Here is a 21228-nt window from a genome sequence, read left to right as displayed (position 1 = left end):
GCCGCCTGAACGAAGTCCCTGATACGCTTAGATCCAGCTTTCCAGAAGGCGATTGAACCCGGCCGATGCCTCGTGCATCACCCAGTGCCCGGAGCGGGGAAATACGTGCATCTCGGCCGTGGGAATAAGGTGGGCAAGAGCAAGGCCGCGAGCCACGGGGACCGTTGCGTCGGCCCCTGCCCAAACAAGCAGGGTCGGTATCTTGAGCTGTGGCAGGAACGGAAGGATGTGCTTCTCCTGAACGCTCGTATAGTCTCCATATTCCGACCGCTGAGAGGCGAGACTGAGAAAGCAGTCGACATTTCCCGACTGCACAGCCTGGCGGAAATTGTGTCGTAGGATCGTCTCGAATTCGGGATCGTCGCTATGGCGTAGATGGCCCTCGCTCCGGACGAACGTCTCCTCGTCGACGCTGCGTCCCTTGTAGTCATAGGCGATGGCGGAAGCCGCCTGCCAATCGGCGTCCATGTCTCCGCCCAGGCGAGGCGAGGTACCCCCGCTCGTGACGATGATCAGCTTGCTCACACGGTCTGGATTGTCCAACGCGAGCTTGGTTGCGATGAAGGCGCCTTCGGAGTGGCCCACCAGCGTGACTTTGCTGAGATCGAGCGCCTCCAGCACGTGCTGGGCATGGACGGAACGCGCGAGACGATCGAGATACTGCCTGTCCCGTGGGATTTCGCTCCGGCCGAACCCTGGCTGGTCGTAAACGATGACGCGATGCCGCTCGGCCAGGACCGGGGTGGTACGAAACCAGGTCAGCCGGCCGTCCACCGCGATGCTGGAACCATGCAGCAACATGACGGGAGAGCCCTGGCCCTCCTCTGTTAGGAATGTATCGTAGCCGCCGATGCGGCGGACGTCGCCGGATGCTTCAATGTCCACTGGCGTGAATCTCCCGCGGTGCATAGGCGGCCTCGATGGCTGAGACGTCCTCGTCGGACAGTTCGATGGCAAGCGCTTCTACCGCCGCGTCCACATGCTGAGGAGCGGTTGGACCGAAAATGGGAGCGGTGATCCCGGTTCGGCCCGCGGTCCAGGCCAAGGCGACTTGCGATGGCGTGACCTCGTGGCGTTTTGCGACCGACTGCACGGCCTCCAAGACTGCAAAGTCGCTTTCTCGGTAGTAAAGCTTGCCCGTGTAGTCGTCGGTCTTCGTGCGGGGTGTCGACGCTTCGGCCGCGCGGCGATCCGCGGAGAGGAAGCCCCGCGCCATCGGGCTGAACGGCACGAGGCCGATCCCATTGGCCCGGCACAAGGGCAGCATCTCGCGCTCTGCTTCCCTGTGGCAGGGATTGTATTCGCATTGCATCGAGACGAAGGCCGGAAGGGCCCTGAACCTTGCGATGTGCAGGCTGGAGCAAAAGCTCCATGCGGGCATGGTCGTGGCGCCCACATACAGGACTTTCCCCATTTTGACGACATCAGCGAAGACGTCGACCAGTTCGTCGAGATCCGTTTCTGGATCCCAGATATGGGTCTGATACAGGTCGATATAGTCGGTGCCGAGGCGTCTCAGGGAAGCATCCACAGCCTCGAAGATGTGCTTGCGCGAATACCCCCGCCCATTCACGTGCTTTTGCATCGGATTGCCGGCTTTGGTCGCGATGACGACGCTGTCACGGGGCACCTGGGACACCAACAGGTCCGCCAGCATTCTCTCGCTCTCGCCCATTGAGTAGAAATCGCAGGTGTCGAAGAAATTGATGCCGACATCGAGCGATCGAGAAATCACAGGCTTGGCGGCATCGCGGTCGAGCACCCAGCCTCGCCAAGCCTTGTCGCCGAAGCCCATGGCTCCAAGGCCCAATCTTGAAACCTTGAGATTGGTCTTTCCCAGTCTTCGATACTCCATGTCGTCGAATCCTATTGTGTCTCAGTGCTTTTCTCGAGCTCGGCCAAGACCTTCTGTGCGAAGATGGCCGAGCGCTCCACATAGGCCTCTTGCAGCGTGGCTGCGGCCTCGGCATCGCGTCTCTTCAGCGCTTCATAAATACCCCGCAAGGCTTGGAGAGTGCCGCGTTCCCTGTCCTCTGTGGCCGCCCGTGAGGTCGCTATGCGAAGATAGGTGATGCGCGCTCTCAACGTATCGATCAGCTGGCGCGCGAGCTCGTTTCCAGCACCATCCGCTAAAACGTTGGAAAAGGTATCGAGCGCATGCACATAGCTGAGAACATCCTTTGAGGGGATCGCCTTCTCTATGCCTGTCAGCGCCGCGTCGAGGAGCGCGATCTGCTTTTCGGTTGCCCGGGCCACGAAATGGCGGACCATGGCGGGCTCGAGCACGGCGCGGATCTCATAGATCTGCCGAGCCTCGTCGGGCCCGACGACGGCGACGAACATGCCACGATTGGGGGACCGCATGACCAGCCCCTCCGACTCGAGATGCCTCAACGCCTCTCGAACGCAGGTTCGGCTGACGCCCGTGTCTTCGCAGAGGCGCCGTTCCACGAGTTTTTGACCAGGCTTGAAATGAAGGTTTAGAATGGCTTCTCGAAGCACCTGAGTAGTGCGCTCACGCAGACTTATATTGTCAACGACGACGCGGATCGGGCTTGTGCCACTTGTCATATGTGCCCCTTCGATCGCAATTATCCGCAGGGATCGTTGCGTCCGCCCTCTGGTTTTGGTATGCCATAATACGATTTTTTGGTCAAGGTTCTGGCCTTGCCGCTGGCTTTGAAGCTTTCGAGGAACGTCCTTGGATCATCCGCAGACCACGCCGACCCCCACCCTGCACCCCAATCGTCCAATCCTCAGCTACCTGGTGGAAGGGGAGGGCCCTACGGTCGTTCTCGTCCATGGCGTTGGGTCGAATATGGAGTCCTGGGACGAAGTTGTCCGGCGCCTCAGCCCCTCCTACCGTTGCATCCGGATGGATCTGCGTGGCCACGGCCGATCGAGCCTGATCAGAGAAACCTATTCGCTGGAGAAGTTCTGCGAAGACATCATCATGATTATGGATGTCGAAGCGGTTTCCAAGGCGCATCTCGTGGGCTTCTCCTTGGGCGGCCTCATAGGTCAGTGCCTCGCCGTCAATTGGCCTGAGCGCTTCGATAAGATCGCGCTACTTTCGGCGGTGGCAAACCGCACGCCGGAGGAGAGAGAGAAGGTGGTCTCTCGCCTTGAAATGATCCGCGAGGGCGGCATTGTCGCGGTCACCGGCGCCGCGAAGGACCGTTGGTTCACCGACGAGTTTGCCCGCGACCATCCCCAGGAGATCGACAAGCGCATCGCCGAGCTCATCGCCAACGACAAGGATTCCTACATGGAGGCCTATCGGGTGTTCGGCACCAGTGAGATGGGCCCGCGCCTGCATGAGATCAAACATGAGACCCTGGTGTTGACGGGGGAGTTTGATCAAGGATCGAATACGCGTATGGCGCACTTCATGAATGAGCAGATCGCGAACTCGAAGCTGGTCATCCTCCCTCGCTACCGGCACAGCATTATGGTCGAGGCGTCCGATGTGGTGGCTGACCATCTGCTGGAATTCCTGAGGCCTTGAGCCTTTTTCCCTGAAAATCAGAAGCAAGAGCTGGAGCGAGAAATGAGTGGCGTGCGCAAGGTAGTTACATATGTCGAGGACACGCTGATAGAGGGAGGCAAGGCAGCCCCGCGTCCGCTGCGCATGGTTGCGACGGCCGCGGTGATGACAAGCCCCTGGGCTGGCAAGGGCTTTGTCGAAGACCTTCGTCCCGCCATCCTCGAATGGGCTCCTGTGCTGGCCGACCTGCTGGTGCCCCGCCTGATCGAAGCGGCCGGAGGCAAGGACGCCATCGAAGCTTACGGAAAAGCCGCCGTCGTCGGAGTGAACGGCGAGGTGGAGCATGCCTCGGCCTTGATTCACACCCTCCGCTTCGGCAATGAGCTTCGCCAGGCGGCAGGGGGCACGTCCTTCCTGTCATTCACGAATAAGCGTGGCGGTCCGGGGTGCTCCATCGCAGTGCCGATGACCGCTAAGGCGCAGGAAAACCATGGCAGCCGCGCGCACTTCCTGACCCTGGAATTCACGATCCCTGACGCGCCCGGCCCGGACGAGATCCTGGTGGCGATTGCTGTCGCCACGGGCGGACGTCCGCATCATCGCATTGGCGATCGCTTCCAGGATATGGCCGAAATGGGCGTCGATCAGAAAGGTGACAAGCTGTAAGCTTGGCTGTGCAGGCTGGCGAAGGGGAGGAAAACCCTCCCTGTCGCGCTTGTTTTTGGTATACCGTATGATAGGATGCAATGGTTGCCGCATAAGACGTTCGTGGGGAGCGCAGGTGGCGACGGCTGAGGGAGACGTTAAATGAGACTGAAAGCTTTCGCTGGGAAGCTCGCGCCGTTATTCGCGGTTGTCCTGGCATTGGGTGTGGCGACGAACTCGGCACAGGCCCAGGATGCGGGCCCGCCGGTGAAGGGTGGCACGCTGAATGTCGGTTTCGCCGATGATGCCAAGACCCTGGACCCGACCTTCTCCGTGCAGTGGTCGGAGCGGCAGATTCTGTTTCTGCTTTTCAACACCCTGTTGAAGATTTCGCCTGACTTCTCCCTCCAGCCTGAGCTCGCCAAGAGCTGGGAAAGCTTGGATGGAGGCAAGCGCGTTGTTCTGCATCTGCAGGAAGGCGTGAAGTTCCATGACGGGACGGACTTCGATGCGGCTGCGGTCAAGTGGAACCTTGAGCGTCGCATGGATGAGGCGACGAAGTCCCCTCAGCGCGGCCAGCTCACCTCCATCGCCTCGATCGACGTGGTGGACAAGAACACCGTGGCGTTGACTCTGAAAGAGCCCTTTCCACCACTGCTCTCTGCCTTGGCGGACCGGGCGGGCTTCATGATTTCGCCGGCCTCTGCTGAGAAATACGGCCAGGATCTTGGGGCTCATCCCGTCGGCACCGGCGCCTTCGTTCTGAAGGAATGGGTCCGTGGCAGCCACGTATCCCTGGATCGCAACGAAAACTATTGGGAACAGGGCCTTCCCTATCTCGACCACGTCGTCTTCAACGACATCTCCAATGCGGTGGTCGGCATCCAGCGCCTGATGACCGGGGAAATCGACTTCGTCGCTCAGCTTTCGCCCCAGGACTCGCGGCTGGTTCAGAACAATCCTGACATCAAGCTGAACCCGATCTCCCGCGGCCAGTGGTACTCCTTCCAGTGGCACTGGAACGAAGCGCCCTTCGACAACGCGAAGCTGCGTAAGGCCATCGCTCACTCTATCGACCGCGAGAAGATCAACCAGATCCTTTGGGCTGGTGTCGGCACCATCTCCAACGGCCCGACGCCGCCCGGCCTGTGGTGGTCTGCCCCTGAAACCAAGGGCTACGAATACGATGTTGAGAAGGCCAAGGCCTTGCTTGCCGAGGCCGGCATCAAGGAAGGCACCGAGATCACCTTGTCCGCACCCAGCGACAATCTCCTCCGTCAGCTCGACCAGCTGGTGAAAGAGCAGATCGAGGCAACTGGACTGAAGGTCACTCTCGATCCGGTCGCCCAGAGCGAATGGTATTCTCGCGTCGTCGATCGCAAGATCAACTTCACACCGATGCGTTGGACACAGCGCGCCGACCCGGATGGGCTGCTCTACATCCTGTTCCACTCCAAGGGCTATGCGAACTCGACCGGTTACAGCAACCCGGAAGTCGACAAGCTCCTGGATGAGGCGCGCACGCTCTCCGACAATACGAAGCGCAAGGCTCTCTACGACCAGGTGCATGCGCACCTCCTGGAAGACCTGCCTTACGTTCCGATAGCCTTTGCGGCGGAATTCGCAGCGATGAACAAGTCGGTGCAGGGCTATGAGTGGATTCCCGACCTCATCCCTCGCTATCGGGAACTTTGGAAGTCAAAGTAAACATCGATCCCCGGGCGATCATTTCGGCTATTCCCTCCGCCGAGATGACCGCCCGTATTTACATGAGACCGTTTGCGCCCATGAAGGACTCTGAGACGATCACCGTGGTGAAACCGGCGGACGGGCAGGGCGTTGATGGAATCGTCCCCGATCTCTCGGGTGAAGTTGTTCAGCCGTCTATGGCGCGATGAAGGGCCCGGCGGTGAGACATAGGCACTGGAAGCTGCCTGCATGGTGACGCACATTCTCCGACGTCTGCTGCTCATGATTCCCAACATCGTGCTGCTGACGTTTCTCTTGTTCGCCGGCGTAACGGTGTTCTTGGGAAGCCCGGCCAGCGTCATGCTCGGACAGGAGGCCTCCCAGGAGGCCGTTCGGCAGCTGAACTTGGAATATGGCTTCGATCGACCGGTTGTGGTCCAGTACCTCGACTGGATGGGCAAGGCGCTTCAGGGTGACTTCGGGCGCTCCTACTCCACCAACATGAGCGTTTCCTCGGCTGTGCTGCCAGCCATGCCTGTTACGCTAGAACTTGCATTCTGGGCCATCGCGCTGGCCGTCGTTCTCACGGCGGTGATCAACTCGTTGCCAGTTGGGCGCCGGGTGATTGGCAGCCTCAGCTCGACGCTGAGCATCATTGGAATAACAATTCCCAATTTCATGCTCGGCATCAGCCTGATCTATGTTCTCTCCGTCCAACTCCGCTGGCTGCCGACAACCGGCTGGGTCCCTTGGTCGGCGGGTGTCATTCCCCACCTGACGCACCTGATCATGCCCGTATTGACGCTTTCGGCTTTTTACTTCGGCTCCTTCACGTTGGTCTACCGTGCCGAGTATCGGATGGTCTATCGGCAGCTCTTTATTCGCGTGGCGCGGGCCAAGGGCCTGTCCGAGACGCGCGTATCCTTCTTTCATGCACTCCCCAACGCGATCCTCCCCGTGATCACCTATGTCGGCCTCTCCCTCGGCCAGCTGCTCGGGGGCGCCGTGGTGACGGAAACGGTGTTCTCCATGCCGGGGATCGGCCGGCTCTTCGTAAGCTCCATCGGAACGCACGATTTCCCCGTTATGCTCGCCATCGGCATTCTCATCATCGTCGGGGTGATGCTAATGAACCTGCTGGCAGACATCCTCTACACGATCGTCAATCCGCAAGTCCGGTTGGGTTAGGGGGAAGCATGCTCGGCAGACGGCTTCTCGGCACAGGCATCATCGTGGTGATCGCGCTGTGCGGCCTCTTGGCGCCCTACATCGCGCCCTATGATCCCTACCAGAGCAGCATGGATTTTCTTCAGGGTCCGTCTGCTGCTCATTGGCTTGGCACGGATGATCTCGGTCGCGATATCCTCACCCGGATCCTCTACGGGGCCCGCATCTCACTCGTCGTGGGGTGTGGAGCCGCGATCGTGGCGACCATCCTCGGTGTCCCGATCGGGCTGATAGCGGGCTATGCCGGCGGCAAAATCGACCTTGTCCTCGTACAGTTCATCGATTTGTTCATTGCTCTGCCCGGCTTGGTGCTGGCGCTGCTCATTACCGCCATGGTGGGCGCCACCGTGGAGAATCTCGCCATGATCCTCGGCTTCGTCATGTGGCCGACCGTGGCCCGCCTGGTGCGAGGCCAATCCATGAGCGTCAGGGAGGCGACCTATGTCGAGGCCGCGCGCGCCGTCGGTGGCACCGCGACATGGATCGTCACGCGGCACATTTGGCCGAATATCATGCGGATCGTCGCGGCCCAGTTTGCGATCACGGTCTCCTTCGCCATCTTCACCTCCGCAAGCCTGAGCTTTTTGGGTCTGGGTGTTCCGCCGCCAATCCCCGATTGGGGCAGCATGGTGCGCGAGGGCTTTCAGTTCCTGGCGTTGTTTCCCGCAATGAGCTTGGCGCCTGGGGCTGCCGTCGGAGCAACAGTCCTCGGCTTCTACCTCATTGGCTCGAGCGTGGACTGATGTCTATGGCTCCACGCAAAACTCCATTGCTCGATGTGCAAGATCTGTCTGTGACCTTCAGGCTGAAAAGCGGCAAGGTCGTCGATGCCGTGCGCGACGTCAGCTTCTCTGTCATGCCTGGCGAAATTGTAGCGCTGGTCGGAGAGTCCGGTTCAGGCAAGTCGACGATCGGCCATGCCCTGATGGGGCTGCTCCGCTACGACTCGAATGTCACGATGAAGGGCAGGGTCCAGTTCGAGACCAGGTCGGGCAACCAGGACCTGTTGAAGATCTCTGACCGGGCGATGCGCAAGCTCCGGGGCAGCGAGCTCGCGATGATCTTTCAAGAGCCCATGTCGTCCCTCAACCCCATCTACACGATCGGTTCGCAGATTGCCGAGCAGATCCTTGCTCACCAGAAAGTATCGAAGTCGGTGGCAAGGGAGCAGGCCCTCGATTTGTTGAGCCGTCTTGGCCTGCCCAACCCGGCCAAAACGATGCAGAGCTATCCGCATCAGATATCCGGCGGAATGCGCCAGCGCGCGATGATCGGCATGGCGCTGTCCTGCGACCCGGGTCTTTTGATCGCCGATGAGCCCACCACGGCCCTCGACGTGACGATCCAGGCTCAGATCATCGATCTCCTCAAGACGCTGCAGAAACGCACGAAGATGGCGATTTTGTTCGTGACCCACGATCTGGGCCTCGTCGCAGAGATCGCGGACCGTGCGCTGGTCATGAACGCGGGCCAGGTGGTCGAACAGGCGCCGGTCATGGAGCTCTTCAACGATCCCAAGATGCCTTATACCAAAGCTCTCCTGAGCGCCGTGCCGCGGCTCCGCGCCTTCCGTCGGAAATCCGCTGACCTGTCAGGTCCTTTGCCTGTCGAGGGGACCTGATGGAAGCACCCCTTCTGGAGGTGAGGAACCTCCGCAAATGGTTCGAAATCCGCAAAGGCCTGATCCCCCGCCCGACGGCTCACGTCAGGGCGGTGGAGGATGTGTCGTTCACCCTGAAATCCCATGAGGTCCTCGGCATCGGGGGTGAATCCGGGTCGGGGAAGACCACCCTGGGGCGAGCGGTTCTCAGACTGGTCGAACCGACCAGCGGCGAGATCCTCTTCAATGGCGAAGACATCACGAAATTCGATCGCCGCCAACTGCACGCCTTCCGCCGTCATGCGCAGATCATCTTTCAGGATCCCTTCGCCTCGCTGAATCCCAGGATGTCGATTGAGCAGATCCTGTCGGAACCCTTGATCGTTCAGAAGACGGGCAGGAGTCGCAAGGAGCGTCGGGAGAAAGCGGCCGAGCTGCTTGAGATGGTCGCCCTCGATGCGGATTACTTGAGCCGGAAGCCTCACGAACTCTCCGGCGGACAACGCCAGCGGATCGTGATTGCCCGAGCGTTGGCGGTGAACCCACAATTGGTCGTGGCTGACGAACCGGTCTCTGCCCTCGACGTGTCCATTCAGGCTCAGATCATCGCCTTGCTCAAGGATTTGCGGAAGCGCCTTGGCCTCTCGATCCTGTTCATCTCCCACGATCTTGCCGTGATGGAGGACCTCTCCGATCGTATTGCGATCGTCTATCTCGGAAGGGTCATGGAGATTGGGCCTGCGGAGGTTATCTGCGGCAGCCCGCATCATCCCTATACCCGGGCGTTGCTCTCCGCCGTGCCCAACCCCGACCCGGGTGCAAAACGAGAGCGCATCATTCTCAAGGGTGATTTACCTGATCCGGTGAACCCTCCCTCAGGGTGCGTTTTCAGGACTCGCTGCCCCTTTGCTCTGCCGGCTTGCGCCGAAGCTGTACCGGCCTTCCGCAATAAGGGCCCTGAACACTTCAGCGCCTGTATTCGCGACGATATTCGATGCCATGACATGGCGGATACTTGAACAGACGGGGCGCGCCGGCTCTTGTTTGCTGTTCTTCTCGGCGGTCTTGACGATCGCTTCCCTCCTCCTGTTCTCCACTGCAGAGACGATGAAAGCGGCAACGCCGGAGGAGAAGAGCGACGAGATGGTGGCCCTGGAGCTGGCTGAGTTCCTCCGCTCGGCGCGCACGGTGATTTCCCAGTGGCAGCCCGTCATCAACGATCCTGCGCGGGGCGACAAAGGCCTCACTCCGGAGCGGACTGTCGAGGAAGCCAAGGCGATCTATCAGAAGCGCACCGGCCAGGATCCCGAGGCGACGGATCCCCAGACCAAGGAGGGCAAGCTTCTCCGCGCGCAAATGGATGCCATTCGCGACGTCATGAGTGAAAATCAAAACAGCATCAACGGGCAGGGGACGGGGTTCAAGGGATTCATTCCTGCCCTTTTCAGCCGCATGGTGAACGAGAAGTTCGAAGCGCGCGCCGGCGACATCGCCAAGATGAAAGTCACGGCCCCTGAGCATCTTGTCCGCTTCCGAAAAGCGCGCCCAGATGCGTGGGAAAAGTTAGTATTGACTGAAAAATTCGACACCGGAACGTGGAAGAAGGGGGAACCCTTCAGCGAGGTGACCACGGTCGATGGCCGCCAAGCCTTCCGTCTTCTCGTTCCGGACTACTATGTGAGCTCCTGTCTCACCTGCCACGGCGGGCCGAAGGGGGAGATGGATATAACCGGCTATCCGAAGGAGGGGGGACATGAAGGGGATCTGGGCGGTGCAATAAGCATCACCTTGTACCAATGAGCATCGTGGATGACATCGGTTCGGCTCCGACATCGCAGGCGAGCGGCAGACCGCGTTGGCGGCCGAACTCGTCGATTGCAATCCGCGTCGCGGCGCTCTCCGCATTTCTGTTGGCCGCGCTGATCATCACCAATGTCATCGTCATTCGCGAATTGAATGGTACCTCCGCTCGTATCGCCGGTGCGACGCAGCTGTTCGAACAGCTGGAAGCGGCGAACGGTGCCAATACGGCATTTGGTAATGTTCGGTATTGGCTGACGGATCTCGCCGTCAGCCTGCTGACGATCTCGGAACGTAATGCCACCCAGGCCCGGTCCCAGCTCGACGGATATCTGAAGGTCCTCGAGGCGACCGATCCGACAGTGGCGCAGGACATCGGGCGCGAGACGGATGCCTATATGGCGAAGGCCATGGAAGCGGTGGAAGCCTACACCGATGACAAGCGTATCGTCGGAAACACCCTCCTGGCGGAGGCACGACTTCACAGTTTCAATGTCGAGAAGCGGCTCGAAGAGCTGGCTCAGACACTGCACCAGCGGGCTTGGGCTGCCCGCGATGCGGCCATGGCCAGCTCCAAATCCGCCATCCGCACATTGACCATTCTGGTCTCGCTTGTTGTCCTCGTCGGCATCGGGCTGACGTTGATTTTGTTCCGCTCCATCGTGACCCCCTTGGGCCGCCTCAACAAGGCGATGAGCTCGATGATCGAGGGCAATTACGATGTTTCGCTCCCGCCTCCTGGCCGTGACGAGATCGGGACCATGGCCCGCACCCTGGGCCTCTTCCGCGACAGCATTACCGAGCGTGCCCGGCTCGAAGCGGAGGCAGAGGAGCACTCGCGCACCCTTCAGACGGCCATCGAGACCATCTCTGAAGGCTTCGCTTTGTTCGATGCCGAGGACCGGTTGGTCATCGCGAATGAGCGCTACCGTCACATCTATTCGGGCGTGGCAGACGCGGTCGTTCCAGGGCGGAAATTCGCCGATATTCTCCGCCTCGTCGCTGAGGCGGGATTGATTGACCTGGGCGAGAATTCGCCCGAACAGTGGGTTGCGAAGCGCATCGAACGTCATCAGAAGGCAGAGGGGTTTGCGGAACAGCATCTGTCTGACGGTCGCTGGGTGCGAATTTCTGAGCGCCGCACACCCGTCGGAGGGACCGTGATCGTCACGGCCGATATCACCGACCTGAAGCATCGCGAAGCGGAACTGCAGGGAGCGACGAAAGCGGCCGATGCGGCAAACCAGGCGAAGAGTCAGTTCCTTGCCAACATGAGCCATGAATTGAGGACGCCGCTGAACGCGATCATTGGCTACAGCGAAATGCTCATCGAGGAGGCTGAGGATCTGGGCCAGGACGATTTCGTTCCGGACCTCGGGAAGATCCGCTTTGCGGGGAAACATCTGCTGGGTCTGATCAACGATATTCTGGACTTCTCAAAGATCGAAGCCGGAAAGATGGATGTCGTTATCGAGCAATTCGATGTGCCAGAGCTTCTGCGCCAGGTGGATTCGACCATCTCGCCGCTGGTGACGAAGAACAACAATACTCTGGTGATCGATGTCGACCCGTCTCTCGGCATGATGCTGTCCGACCAGATGAAGCTGCGCCAGAACCTGTTCAACCTGCTCAGTAACGCGTCCAAGTTTACCAAGGACGGTACGATTTCTCTGACGGCACGCCGCTTCGTTGGGAAGGACGGGGCGGAATGGATGGAGTTTCGCGTTTCCGACACGGGGATCGGAATGACGCCCGAGCAGCTGGGCCGTCTGTTCCAGGCCTTCACGCAAGCGGATGCATCGACAGCGCATTCCTATGGAGGAACCGGGCTCGGTCTGGCCATAACCAAGCACTTCTGCCGGATGCTTGGGGGCGACGTGCGTGCTGAAAGTACATCTGGCGCGGGTTCGACCTTCATCATCGAACTGCCCGCGACGGCGCCCCAGGTATCGAAGGATGGCGACCAGCCCCACCTGGCGGCAGAGGAAAAGCCGGCGACCGTGTTGATCATCGACGATGAGAAGAGCTCTCGCGAAGCGATCGCTCGTGCTCTCAAGGCAGAGGGGTATCAGGTCATCAATGCCGTGGGAGGGCGCGATGGCCTTCGCCTCGCAAAGGAGAAGCGGCCAGACGCGATCATTCTGGACATCATCATGCCGGACCTGGATGGTTGGGGTGTTCTCCGAGCTCTGAAGGCGGACGATGATCTCTCGCATATACCGGTGATCCTGGTGACCGTCCTCGGCGATCGCGACATGGGTTTCGCCCTTGGTGCAGCAGAGCATCTGACGAAGCCGATTGATCCTCAGGAACTGGCGCGAGTGCTCGGCCGCATCCGCCAGGCCGAAGCAGGCCAGGACATCCTCATCGTGGACGACGACCAAGGGACGCAGGATGTTCTCCGGCGGATGCTTGTTCGGCAGGGGTGGACGGTGCGAGTGGCGGGCAACGGTGCCGAGGGGCTGGCGGAGCTCCGCCGCCTCAGGCCTGCCGTGATCTTGCTCGATCTGATCATGCCGGAAATGAATGGCTTCGAGATGCTGCAAGCCATGCAGCAGGACACGGACGGCTGCGATATTCCTGTTTTTGTGATCACCTCGAAGGACCTCACCCATGAGGAGCAGGACTGGCTTCGTGGCCATGCTCTGGAAGTCTTCCAGAAGGGAGCATACGGGAAAACAGAATTGATTGCGGCGCTGCGGACGATGGTGGACGCATCTCGTCAGGCCGCTTCGACGAAGGAACGAGTCCCGCAATGACGAATGCCGTGAAGTCGAAGATTGGGAGCAGGTAGTATGGTTCGCATCCTGTTGGTTGAGGATAATGAGATGAACCGTGATATGCTGTCCCGTCGCCTGATCCGGAACGGCTACGATGTTCTCATTGCGGAAGATGGCGCCGTTGGTGTTGCCATGGCCATTAGTGAGCAGCCCGATCTCGTCTTGATGGATATGAGCCTGCCGGTTCTGGATGGTTGGCAGGCGACACAGCAGTTGAAGGCCAATCCGGAGACAGCAAAGATACCGATCATCGCGTTGACGGCCCATGCGATGGCCGCCGACAAGGAGAAGGCAGAGGCGGCCGGTTGCGACGACTACGATACGAAGCCCATCGAGTTGCCGCGCCTATTGGAAAAGATGTCCCGGCTGCTGACGGCGGCAGCCAGCTAAGTCGGCGGCCAGTCCGCTTGAGTGAATGAAATGCCGGTACAAGATTTCGAGCGGCGAGCGCGATTTGCTATCCTCTGGCAGGATCTGATCACGCCGGTCCGCGCCATCGTCACCTATCAGGAAATCCTTGTGGAAGAGGCCCAAAGACTGGGCTTGGCTGACATCCAGCCGTCTCTGGAGCGGGTAATGTCGGCGGCGGGGGCGCTCAACGCGTTGGTTGATCAACTTCGCGACCCCGACTTCACGCTCGAAACCATGGAAGGCGATCCCGTCAGCGCCGAGGCCAAGCTGCAACACGACTTGAGGACCCCGCTGAACGCCATCATCGGCTATAGCGAAATGGTCGTGGAGGACTTGAATGACGGATCCTGCGGTCAGGAACTCTTGCCGGATCTGGAGCGCTTGCTGAATGAGGCGAGGCAGTTGCTGGGGCGCATCGATGTGATCGTCAATCTCAGCAGGCCCGGAGCCGGCGCGGAGGATGAAGTAGCAGCAGAGAACGACGCGGTTCGAGCAGCCGATGCGGCCGTGGCTAGGCTGATGAAAACTCTCAAGCTCGACAACCACACGGCGAAGAACACAACCGTTGGCAGGATTCTCACGGTTGATGACAACGAGAGCAACAGGGAGGTTCTCGGCCGCCGCCTCGTCCACGATGGCCACGTCGTCATCGCGGCGTCGTCGGGGCAGGATGCATTGGACATCCTGGAAAGAGAGAGCTTCGACCTGATCCTCCTCGACCTGCTGATGCCCGGCATGAATGGAATTGAGGTTTTGGAGCGCCTGAAGGTCGACCCGCGCTGGCGCGACACCCCGGTCATCATGATCTCCGGCCTGAGCGAATCCGACGCCGTCATCCGCTGCATAGAGCTTGGTGCCGAGGACTATCTGCCCAAGCCCTTCAATCCCGTGCTGCTGAGGGCTCGTATCAATGCGTCCCTGGAGCGCAAACGGTGGCGGGATCGGGAGCGTGACTACCTGACCAGACTGACTGCTGAACGAGACCGTTCCGAGGCCCTCCTCAGTAACATCCTGCCTTACCCGGTGGTCTTGCGTCTGAATGCCGGCGAGACGGTGATCGCTGACCGCTTCGAGGCGGCCTCCATCCTGTTTGCCGATATCGTGGACTTCACGCCCATTGCCGCCTCCATGGCGCCGGCTCAGCTGGTTGACCAGCTAAACGCGGTCTTTTTCGAGTTCGACACGCTGGCGCGGCAACTTGGTGTGGAGAAGATCAAGACGATCGGCGATTCATACATGGCGGCGACCGGCCTGCCTGAGCCGCGTTCCGATCATGCGGAGGCGATGGTCGAATTCGCGCGCGGTATGTTGGAGGCCGTCGATCAGATCAACGAGATTGAAGGCGGGCCGGCCATGCAGATCCGCATTGGGATTCACAGCGGACCCGTCGTCGCCGGCATCATCGGCCGTCACCGTTTCATCTACGATGTCTGGGGAGACACCGTGAATGTTGCCAGTCGGTTGGAAACAACAGGGATCCCCCGCATGATCCAGGTTTCCGACGTGGTCCGCAGCAATTTAGGCGACCGATACGCATTCGAATCTCGGGGCTCGGTCACGTTGAAGGGCCGAGGGGTCATGGAGACTTTCCTCCTGCCGAAATAGCCGGCAGCTCTTTGGACGTGCCTTGGCTCGGAGCCTTGGCGGCGCGGAGCCCCGGACGAGGCTCTAGACTTCGTTTGGAAGCTGAAACACTCTGATGGCGATCGCCAGCATCGAATAATAGCCGAGCACGGCGGTGAGTTCGAGGACGGTCTTCTTGCCGAATCTGCCGACCGCTTTCTGGAAGATCTCATCTGGGACCTCCCTCGTGGCAAAGAAAACGGTGGCGAAATCATAGATCAGTTCGGCATCGGGATCGGTGAAGTCAGGCTTCCGGCCCTCGTCCAAAGCGTCGATGATGTCCGCGGAAAGCCCGGCTTTGAGAGCCTCCCCCTTGTGGATCGACCACTCGTAATCGGCACCCCAATGCTTCGCGACGATGAGGATCGCCAGTTCCGAAAGTTCGGCGGAAAGGCCCGTGCCGTAACGGCAGAATGCCCCAAGCTGTTGAACGCGGGAGGCAAGATCGGGGCTGTTCAGGAACAGGTGGAAGATCCAAGGAACCGTGCCCCGTTTCCCGGAGCGGATATCGTCGAAGACCACGCGCTGCTCGGGAGTGAGTTCACTGGGATCGAAAGGTTTGAACCGGTTGGTCATCACGAGGGCCCCGTATTTTCCGGCGCCCGTGGCCGGAGTTGAAGATGGGAGCTTCTAGCGCCGTAGGGCCCGTTGACCAAGAGGGGAAACGTCGCTTCAAGCCGGATTGAGGTGGGCGCGGGGAGACCGGGAGACCGTGAGGATAAGCAGGGCGCCGACGAGACAGAGCAGCCCGGCCGCGAAGAACGCCGGCAGATATGTTGCATATTCGGTTCGGCTGTAACCTCCGCCATAAGCCGCCGCCGCCGCTCCGAGCTGGTGGCCTGCGAATATCCAGCCGAACACGACATTCGCTTTCTCTCGCCCAAATCTCTCAGCCGTGAGCTTGACGGTCGGCGGCACCGTGGCGATCCAGTCCAGCCCATAGAAGACGGCAAAGAGGGACAGCCCATAGAAGGAGAAATTGGTGAACGGCAGGAACAGCAGCGACATCCCGCGCAGGCCGTAATACCAGAACAGCAGCCAGCGATTGTCGTAGCGGTCGGAAAGCCAGCCCGATCCGACGGTGCCGAAGAAATCGAAGATACCCATCACGGCCAACAGCCCGGCTGCGCTGACCGCGGCAATTCCGTAGTCGCCGCACATGGCGATGAAATGTGTCTGGATGAGCCCATTGGTGCTGGCGCCACAGATGAAGAACGTACCGAACAGCACCCAGAAAACACCTGTCCGCGCGGCGTCACGGAGGATGATGAGAGGTGACAGGAGCAGTGCCCCGAGACCGCCTGACTGAACGGGAGTCGGCGTGAGTGCTGTGTCTCCATAGGCGGGCAGACCGAGATCCGCAGGCCGGTCACGCATCAGCAACAGCACGGCCAAGGCCGCAACCGCGAGCATGACGCAGACGAAGGCGAGGGAAGTTCGCCATCCGAATGCTTCGGTCATGCTTGCCAGCAAGGGCAGAAACACCAGCTGCCCCGTTGCCGAGCTGGCCGACAACAGACCGACGACCAGGCCCCTGCGCGATGAGAACCAACGCGTGGCCACCGTCGCACCGAGAACGATTGCCGTAAGGCCCGTCCCGATGCCCACCACGACGCCCCACAAGAGGACGAGTTGCCAGATCTCTGTCATGAACAGGGACAAGCCGAGGCCTGAGATGATGATCATCATGGCGATCACCACCATGCGGCGCAGGCCGAACCGGTTCATGAAAACCGCCGCAAAGGGACCCATCAGACCGAACAATGCGAAGCGGATGGCGAGCGCTGAGGAGATGTCGGACGCGGCCCACCCATACTCGCGTTCCAAGGGAACGATGAATACGCCCGGCGCACCCACGGCACCGGCAGTCACCAGCATGGTCAGGAAGGTGACCCCTGCGACAACCCACCCATAATGGATATTGCGCTGTCTAAGAGCGCCGGCGACCAACGTGGAAATCATGGGCGTCCCCGATTAAATGATGATCATCATTTAATCCACGCTATTGATGGCGATCATAGGCGGGTGTCAACCGCTTTCTGGGGAAGGTCATGGAGACGCCGGTTGCCTGAACGCCCATCGAGCCTGGAGGTCAGCGCTCGGAGCTCTCTGTGCACCGACTGGAGGGGAGGGCTATCCCTGTCATGGCCATCTCCCAGGCCTCATCGAAATAGGCTTCCCAATCTCTGGCGCTGGGACACTGCGAGTCGCCAAGCAACATGGCGATGAGCGCCTCGCCTACGATGGTGTGATGCAGGCGAATTGCGATATGCGTGGGATCGCCCGAGATCATCATTCCTTGCGCTTGGGCCGCCGCGACGAGGGGCGCGAGAATCGAATGAAGTTGCCGCCCGGTTTCGGCGAATTCTGCACTGATGACCGGGAAGCGCTGTGCCTCTGCGATGCACATGCGGAACAGATCGATGTTTCCCGGCGCAAGAACGATATGCAGCAACGTCCTCGCAACCCGCCTCAAAGACGTGAGTGGATCGTTCTCATCGGTCTTGAGGGCGGCGACCGACTGCAACAAGCGCTCGCGATCAAACGCGACAGCAGCCCGGAACAGCTCCTCTTTCGAAGAAAATCGGCGATAGATGCTATGTTTGGCTGCACCGGTGGCGGCCGCGACCTCATCCATCGTTGTGGCCGCAAAGCCGTTGCGCCGGAACAGCACAAGCGCCTGAGCGACGATATCGTCGGTCAATGAATGGGCCTGATCGAGGCTGGGGCGTCCCCGCCCTCGCTTGTCGATGCAGCAACCCTTTTGAGGTGACGAAATCATTCTGGTGTCTCGAGCCGTTCGCGGCGCCCCATGCTAGCTTGTTTTTGGATGTGCCTCATCAATGGTGGCAGTGCTTTCGATCTTCTTCCGGTTTTGTCGCCAGGAGAAGATCTTCGTCACGAAGACGAAGAAGACGGGCACGAAGAACACAGCAAGCACGGTTGCCGAGATCATCCCGCCCATGACGCCTGTTCCGATCGCCTGCTGGCTCCCGGCACTGGCGCCTGTGGCGATGGCCAGCGGGACGACACCCAGTGTGAAGGCGAGCGACGTCATGATGATCGGCCGAAAGCGCAGATGGGCTGCTTCTATGGTCGCCTCCTTCAGCGGCTTGCCCTCCTTCATGAGGTCCTTGGCGAACTCGATGATCAGGATCGCGTTCTTGGCGGAAAGACCGATGATCGCGATGAGCCCCACCTTGAAGTAGACGTCATTGGGCATGTCGCGCAGGATGACCGCGACAACTGATCCGATGATGCCGAGGGGGACCACCAGCATCACGGCAATCGGGATCGACCAGCTCTCGTAGAGCGCTGCAAGACAGAGGAAGACGAACACGCAGGAGAGCGCGATCAGGAAGGGAGCCTGTGAACCGGACTGGATCTCCTGCAGAGACTGGCCGCTCCATTCGAAGCCGAAGCCCGGTGGAAGCTCTCCCACCAGTCGCTCCATCTCGGTGATCGCATCTCCCGAGGAGTAACCGGGCTTGGCTTCCCCGCTGATCCGGATCGAGGGATAACCATTGTAGCCGACGATCTGCGACGGCCCCTTTTCCCACTCGACACTGGCGAAGGAGGCCAAGGGGACCATCCCGCCGCTGGCGTTGCGTACATTGAGCCGCATCAGGTCTTGCGTGCTCATGCGCTTGTCCTCGGCGGCTTGGACGGTGACCCTCTGCATGCGTCCGGAATTGGGGAAGTCATTCACATAGGACGAGCCGAGTGTCGTCGTGATTGCGGAATTGATATCCGCAAACGTGACACCGAACGTGTTCGCCTTCTCCCGGTCGATGACGAGATTGACTTGGGCGGCGTCAGGCAGCCCCTCCACATAGACGCCGGTGAGCACCGGGCTCTGATTGGCCGCAGCGATCAGCTGGTCGCGGGCCGCTGCCAAGGCCTGCTGGCTCTGCCCACCTCGCGCCTGAAGCCGGAACGAGAAGCCATTCGATGTGCCCAGCCCCTGGATTGGCGGAGGTGACAGCGAGAAGGCCATCGCGTCTTTGATGCCGGACATCGCCATGTTTCCGCGCATGGCGATGGCCTGGGCGCTGTCGTTTGCGCCACGTTCGCTCCAGTCCTTCAATGTCACGAACGCGAGGGCAGCATTCTGTCCGGCGCCCAGGAAACTGAACCCCTTGATCATGACGACGCGCGCCACGCCCGGCTCCTTCATGAAGTGCTGTTCGATCTGCTCGACCACCTGTTGCGTGCGGTTGGCGCTGGCCTCCGGCGGCGCGAGCACATTGACGAGGATGTAGCCCTGATCCTCATTGGGCAGGAATGCCGAAGGCAGCTGGATGAACAGGTAGCCGAGACCGACGAGCAGGGCGGCATAGACGATCATCAGCCGCCCCGCCCGACGGATCAGCCAGCCTACAGCGCCGCTATAGCCATGTGAGGTCTCATCGAACCCCCGATTGAACCAGCCGAAGAAGCCCCGCTTCGGAGTGCCGTGGTTTTTGACAGGCTTGAGGAAGGATGCGCAAAGCGCTGGCGTCAGCGACAGGGCCAGAAGCGCCGAGAACAGGATTGAGGCCACCATGGTCAGGCTGAACTGCTTGTAGATCACACCGACGGCACCCGGAAAGAACGCCATCGGAATGAACACCGACGTCAGGACCAGCGTGATGCCGATGACCGCACCCGTGATTTGCCCCATGGCCTTCCGGGTCGCCTCCTTCGGAGGCAGCCCCTCTTCAGCCATGATCCGCTCCACATTCTCGACGACCACGATCGCGTCGTCGACCAGAATGCCGATAGCGAGCACCATGCCGAACATGGTGAGCACATTGATGGAGAAGCCGAGCGCCAACATGACGGCGACTGTTCCCAACAGCGCCACCGGCACCACCAGCGTCGGAATGATCGTGTAGCGAAAGTTCTGCAGGAACAGGAACATCACCACGAACACCAGCGCCACCGCCTCGAGCAGCGTGTGCATGACCTTTTCGATGGAAATGGCGACGAATGGCGAAGTGTCATAGGGAATCGAATACTCGACCCCAGGCGGAAAAAAGCCTTTGAGCTCTTCCATGCGGGCCTTGACGGCCTTCGAGGTATTCAAGGCATTGCCGGTGGGAGAAAGCTGCACCCCGATGGCGGCGCTGGGGTCACCGTTCAGGCGGGTCGAGAAATTGTAGTCCTGCCCACCCACCTCGACGCGGGCAACGTCCTTGAGCCGCACGGTCGAACCGTCCCGGTTCGCGCGCAGCACGATGTTGCCGAACTCCTCGGGCGAGGTCAGTTGCCCCTTCACAAGAACGGTGGCCGATATCTGCTGCGTGATCGGGTTCGGCAGGGCCCCGACGCGCCCCGCGGCGACCTGCGCGTTCTGCGCGCGGATGGCATTGGTGATGTCGTCGGGAGTGAGGCTGAAGCCGACCATCTTGTCGGGATCGATCCAGATCCGCATCGATCGCTCGGTGGCGAACAATTGCGCGCGGCCGACACCGGGCACCCGCCGGATCTCGCTCACCACGTTGCGGCTGAGATAATCCCCCAGGCCGATGGCGTCGACGGAGCCATCGGTCGAGGTCAGGGAGACGACCATGAGAAATCCGGCCCCGGCCTGCTCGACGCGGATACCCTGTTGGGCCACTTCCTGCGGCAATCGCGGTTCGACCCTGGCGATCCGGTTCTGGACGTCGACCTGCGCAAAGATGGGACTGGTCCCGGGCTCGAACGTGGCCGTGATCTCGACCCCGCCTGAAGCGTCTGATGTGGACTCGTAATAGAGCAGCCCGGCGGCACCGTTGAGTTCCTCTTCGACCAGGCGGGTGACGCTCTGATAGATGTCTTCCGGGGAAGCCCCCGGATAGCTGGTGTTGATCGAGATCTGTGGCGGTGCGACCGACGGGTATTGGGAGATCGGCATCAAGGGAATGGCGATCGCGCCGGCGATGACGATGAACAGGGCCACCACCCAGGCAAAGACCGGACGGTCGATGAAAAAACTTGGCATG

At 60.4% G+C, this 21228-nt stretch carries 18 protein-coding genes; 11 read left to right on the top strand and 7 right to left on the bottom strand.

Translation table 11 applies throughout. The annotated features are described in order from the left end of the window. Positions 1 to 27 precede the first annotated feature (27 nt). The 3 genes from FKM97_RS21465 to FKM97_RS21455 are packed head-to-tail and all read right to left on the bottom strand — an operon-like array spanning position 28 to position 2571. Positions 28 to 885: an alpha/beta fold hydrolase gene (locus FKM97_RS21465; RefSeq protein WP_170241053.1), complete on the bottom strand. Its 858-nt coding sequence runs from the start codon at positions 883 to 885 to the stop codon at positions 28 to 30. After that, on the bottom strand, positions 875 to 1855 hold the full coding sequence (locus tag FKM97_RS21460; protein ID WP_144294491.1) for an aldo/keto reductase: 981 nt from the start codon (positions 1853 to 1855) through the stop codon (positions 875 to 877). Before FKM97_RS21460 ends, FKM97_RS21465 begins: the two co-directional genes overlap by 11 nt. Positions 1856 to 1866: 11 nt before the next feature. Next, entirely contained in the window at positions 1867 to 2571 is a 705-nt protein-coding gene (locus FKM97_RS21455; RefSeq protein WP_144294490.1) for a GntR family transcriptional regulator, read from the bottom strand. Between the two features lie 130 nt (positions 2572 to 2701). Between FKM97_RS21455 and FKM97_RS21450 the strand changes: the two genes are divergently transcribed. The 11 genes from FKM97_RS21450 to FKM97_RS21400 all read left to right on the top strand — a co-directional run bounded on the left by FKM97_RS21450 (position 2702) and on the right by FKM97_RS21400 (position 15244). Next, positions 2702 to 3508 (top strand): alpha/beta fold hydrolase, encoded by an 807-nt coding sequence (locus FKM97_RS21450; protein ID WP_144294489.1) that lies wholly within the window; start codon positions 2702 to 2704, stop codon positions 3506 to 3508. 42 nt (positions 3509 to 3550) lie between these two features. Next, positions 3551 to 4153 carry an amino acid synthesis family protein gene (locus FKM97_RS21445; protein WP_144294488.1) on the top strand — a complete coding sequence of 201 codons (603 nt, stop codon included), beginning with the start codon at positions 3551 to 3553 and terminating at the stop codon, positions 4151 to 4153. Between the two features lie 141 nt (positions 4154 to 4294). After that, positions 4295 to 5839, top strand: a complete 1545-nt coding sequence (locus tag FKM97_RS21440; protein ID WP_144294487.1) for an ABC transporter substrate-binding protein — start codon at positions 4295 to 4297, stop codon at positions 5837 to 5839. Positions 5840 to 6070: 231 nt separating this feature from the next. Beyond that, complete coding sequence (locus FKM97_RS21435) at positions 6071 to 7009, top strand: ABC transporter permease (RefSeq protein ID WP_144294486.1); 939 nt, start codon at positions 6071 to 6073, stop codon at positions 7007 to 7009. 8 nt (positions 7010 to 7017) lie between these two features. Then, entirely contained in the window at positions 7018 to 7791 is a 774-nt protein-coding gene (locus tag FKM97_RS21430) for an ABC transporter permease (RefSeq protein ID WP_144294485.1), read from the top strand. A gap of 5 nt (positions 7792 to 7796) precedes the next feature. Then, positions 7797 to 8669: an ABC transporter ATP-binding protein gene (locus tag FKM97_RS21425; protein ID WP_144294484.1), complete on the top strand. Its 873-nt coding sequence runs from the start codon at positions 7797 to 7799 to the stop codon at positions 8667 to 8669. Continuing rightward, the gene (locus FKM97_RS21420; protein WP_281290136.1) at positions 8666 to 9667 is read left to right on the top strand and encodes an ABC transporter ATP-binding protein; all 1002 of its coding nucleotides are present in this window, start codon (positions 8666 to 8668) and stop codon (positions 9665 to 9667) included. The genes FKM97_RS21425 and FKM97_RS21420 overlap by 4 nt, the downstream gene beginning before the upstream one ends. Continuing rightward, positions 9648 to 10448: a Tll0287-like domain-containing protein gene (locus FKM97_RS21415; protein ID WP_246105208.1), complete on the top strand. Its 801-nt coding sequence runs from the start codon at positions 9648 to 9650 to the stop codon at positions 10446 to 10448. Before FKM97_RS21420 ends, FKM97_RS21415 begins: the two co-directional genes overlap by 20 nt. 5 nt (positions 10449 to 10453) lie before the next feature. Further along, positions 10454 to 13207, top strand: a complete 2754-nt coding sequence (locus FKM97_RS21410) for a response regulator (protein WP_428977930.1) — start codon at positions 10454 to 10456, stop codon at positions 13205 to 13207. A gap of 36 nt (positions 13208 to 13243) precedes the next feature. Continuing rightward, positions 13244 to 13618 carry a response regulator gene (locus FKM97_RS21405; protein WP_144294481.1) on the top strand — a complete coding sequence of 125 codons (375 nt, stop codon included), beginning with the start codon at positions 13244 to 13246 and terminating at the stop codon, positions 13616 to 13618. A gap of 30 nt (positions 13619 to 13648) precedes the next feature. After that, complete coding sequence (locus FKM97_RS21400; RefSeq protein ID WP_144294480.1) at positions 13649 to 15244, top strand: adenylate/guanylate cyclase domain-containing protein; 1596 nt, start codon at positions 13649 to 13651, stop codon at positions 15242 to 15244. Between the two features lie 63 nt (positions 15245 to 15307). Here FKM97_RS21400 and FKM97_RS21395 read toward each other — a convergent pair whose 3' ends face one another. From FKM97_RS21395 to FKM97_RS21380, 4 genes are all read right to left on the bottom strand, one after another. Beyond that, positions 15308 to 15838 carry a carboxymuconolactone decarboxylase family protein gene (locus FKM97_RS21395; RefSeq protein WP_144294479.1) on the bottom strand — a complete coding sequence of 177 codons (531 nt, stop codon included), beginning with the start codon at positions 15836 to 15838 and terminating at the stop codon, positions 15308 to 15310. A gap of 96 nt (positions 15839 to 15934) precedes the next feature. Continuing rightward, positions 15935 to 17224: an MFS transporter gene (locus FKM97_RS21390; protein ID WP_144294478.1), complete on the bottom strand. Its 1290-nt coding sequence runs from the start codon at positions 17222 to 17224 to the stop codon at positions 15935 to 15937. 130 nt (positions 17225 to 17354) lie between these two features. Beyond that, positions 17355 to 18044, bottom strand: coding sequence for a TetR/AcrR family transcriptional regulator (locus FKM97_RS21385; protein WP_144294477.1), 690 nt, complete (start codon positions 18042 to 18044; stop codon positions 17355 to 17357). Between the two features lie 33 nt (positions 18045 to 18077). Further along, entirely contained in the window at positions 18078 to 21227 is a 3150-nt protein-coding gene (locus FKM97_RS21380) for an efflux RND transporter permease subunit (protein ID WP_144294476.1), read from the bottom strand. Position 21228 lies beyond the last annotated feature (1 nt).

Source organism: Rhodoligotrophos appendicifer, from assembly GCF_007474605.1.
GTDB classification, from domain to species: Bacteria; Pseudomonadota; Alphaproteobacteria; order Rhizobiales; family Im1; genus Rhodoligotrophos; species Rhodoligotrophos appendicifer.
This window is presented reverse-complemented; position numbering and strand designations above follow the sequence as displayed.

Bases quoted from the DNA above. Each gene is read 5' to 3' on its own strand.
- FKM97_RS21400 (WP_144294480.1), top strand. From the start codon at position 13,649: ATGCCGGTACAAGATTTCGAGCGGCGAGCGCGATTTGCTATCCTCTGG.
- FKM97_RS21415 (WP_246105208.1), top strand. From the start codon at position 9,648: ATGACATGGCGGATACTTGAACAGACGGGGCGCGCCGGCTCTTGTTTG.
- FKM97_RS21455 (WP_144294490.1), bottom strand. From the start codon at position 2,571: ATGACAAGTGGCACAAGCCCGATCCGCGTCGTCGTTGACAATATAAGT.
- FKM97_RS21445 (WP_144294488.1), top strand. From the start codon at position 3,551: ATGAGTGGCGTGCGCAAGGTAGTTACATATGTCGAGGACACGCTGATA.
- FKM97_RS21425 (WP_144294484.1), top strand. From the start codon at position 7,797: ATGGCTCCACGCAAAACTCCATTGCTCGATGTGCAAGATCTGTCTGTG.
- FKM97_RS21430 (WP_144294485.1), top strand. From the start codon at position 7,018: ATGCTCGGCAGACGGCTTCTCGGCACAGGCATCATCGTGGTGATCGCG.
- FKM97_RS21385 (WP_144294477.1), bottom strand. From the start codon at position 18,044: ATGATTTCGTCACCTCAAAAGGGTTGCTGCATCGACAAGCGAGGGCGG.
- FKM97_RS21395 (WP_144294479.1), bottom strand. From the start codon at position 15,838: ATGACCAACCGGTTCAAACCTTTCGATCCCAGTGAACTCACTCCCGAG.
- FKM97_RS21405 (WP_144294481.1), top strand. From the start codon at position 13,244: ATGGTTCGCATCCTGTTGGTTGAGGATAATGAGATGAACCGTGATATG.
- FKM97_RS21390 (WP_144294478.1), bottom strand. From the start codon at position 17,224: ATGATTTCCACGTTGGTCGCCGGCGCTCTTAGACAGCGCAATATCCAT.
- FKM97_RS21435 (WP_144294486.1), top strand. From the start codon at position 6,071: ATGGTGACGCACATTCTCCGACGTCTGCTGCTCATGATTCCCAACATC.
- FKM97_RS21380 (WP_144294476.1), bottom strand. From the start codon at position 21,227: ATGCCAAGTTTTTTCATCGACCGTCCGGTCTTTGCCTGGGTGGTGGCC.
- FKM97_RS21440 (WP_144294487.1), top strand. From the start codon at position 4,295: ATGAGACTGAAAGCTTTCGCTGGGAAGCTCGCGCCGTTATTCGCGGTT.
- FKM97_RS21460 (WP_144294491.1), bottom strand. From the start codon at position 1,855: ATGGAGTATCGAAGACTGGGAAAGACCAATCTCAAGGTTTCAAGATTG.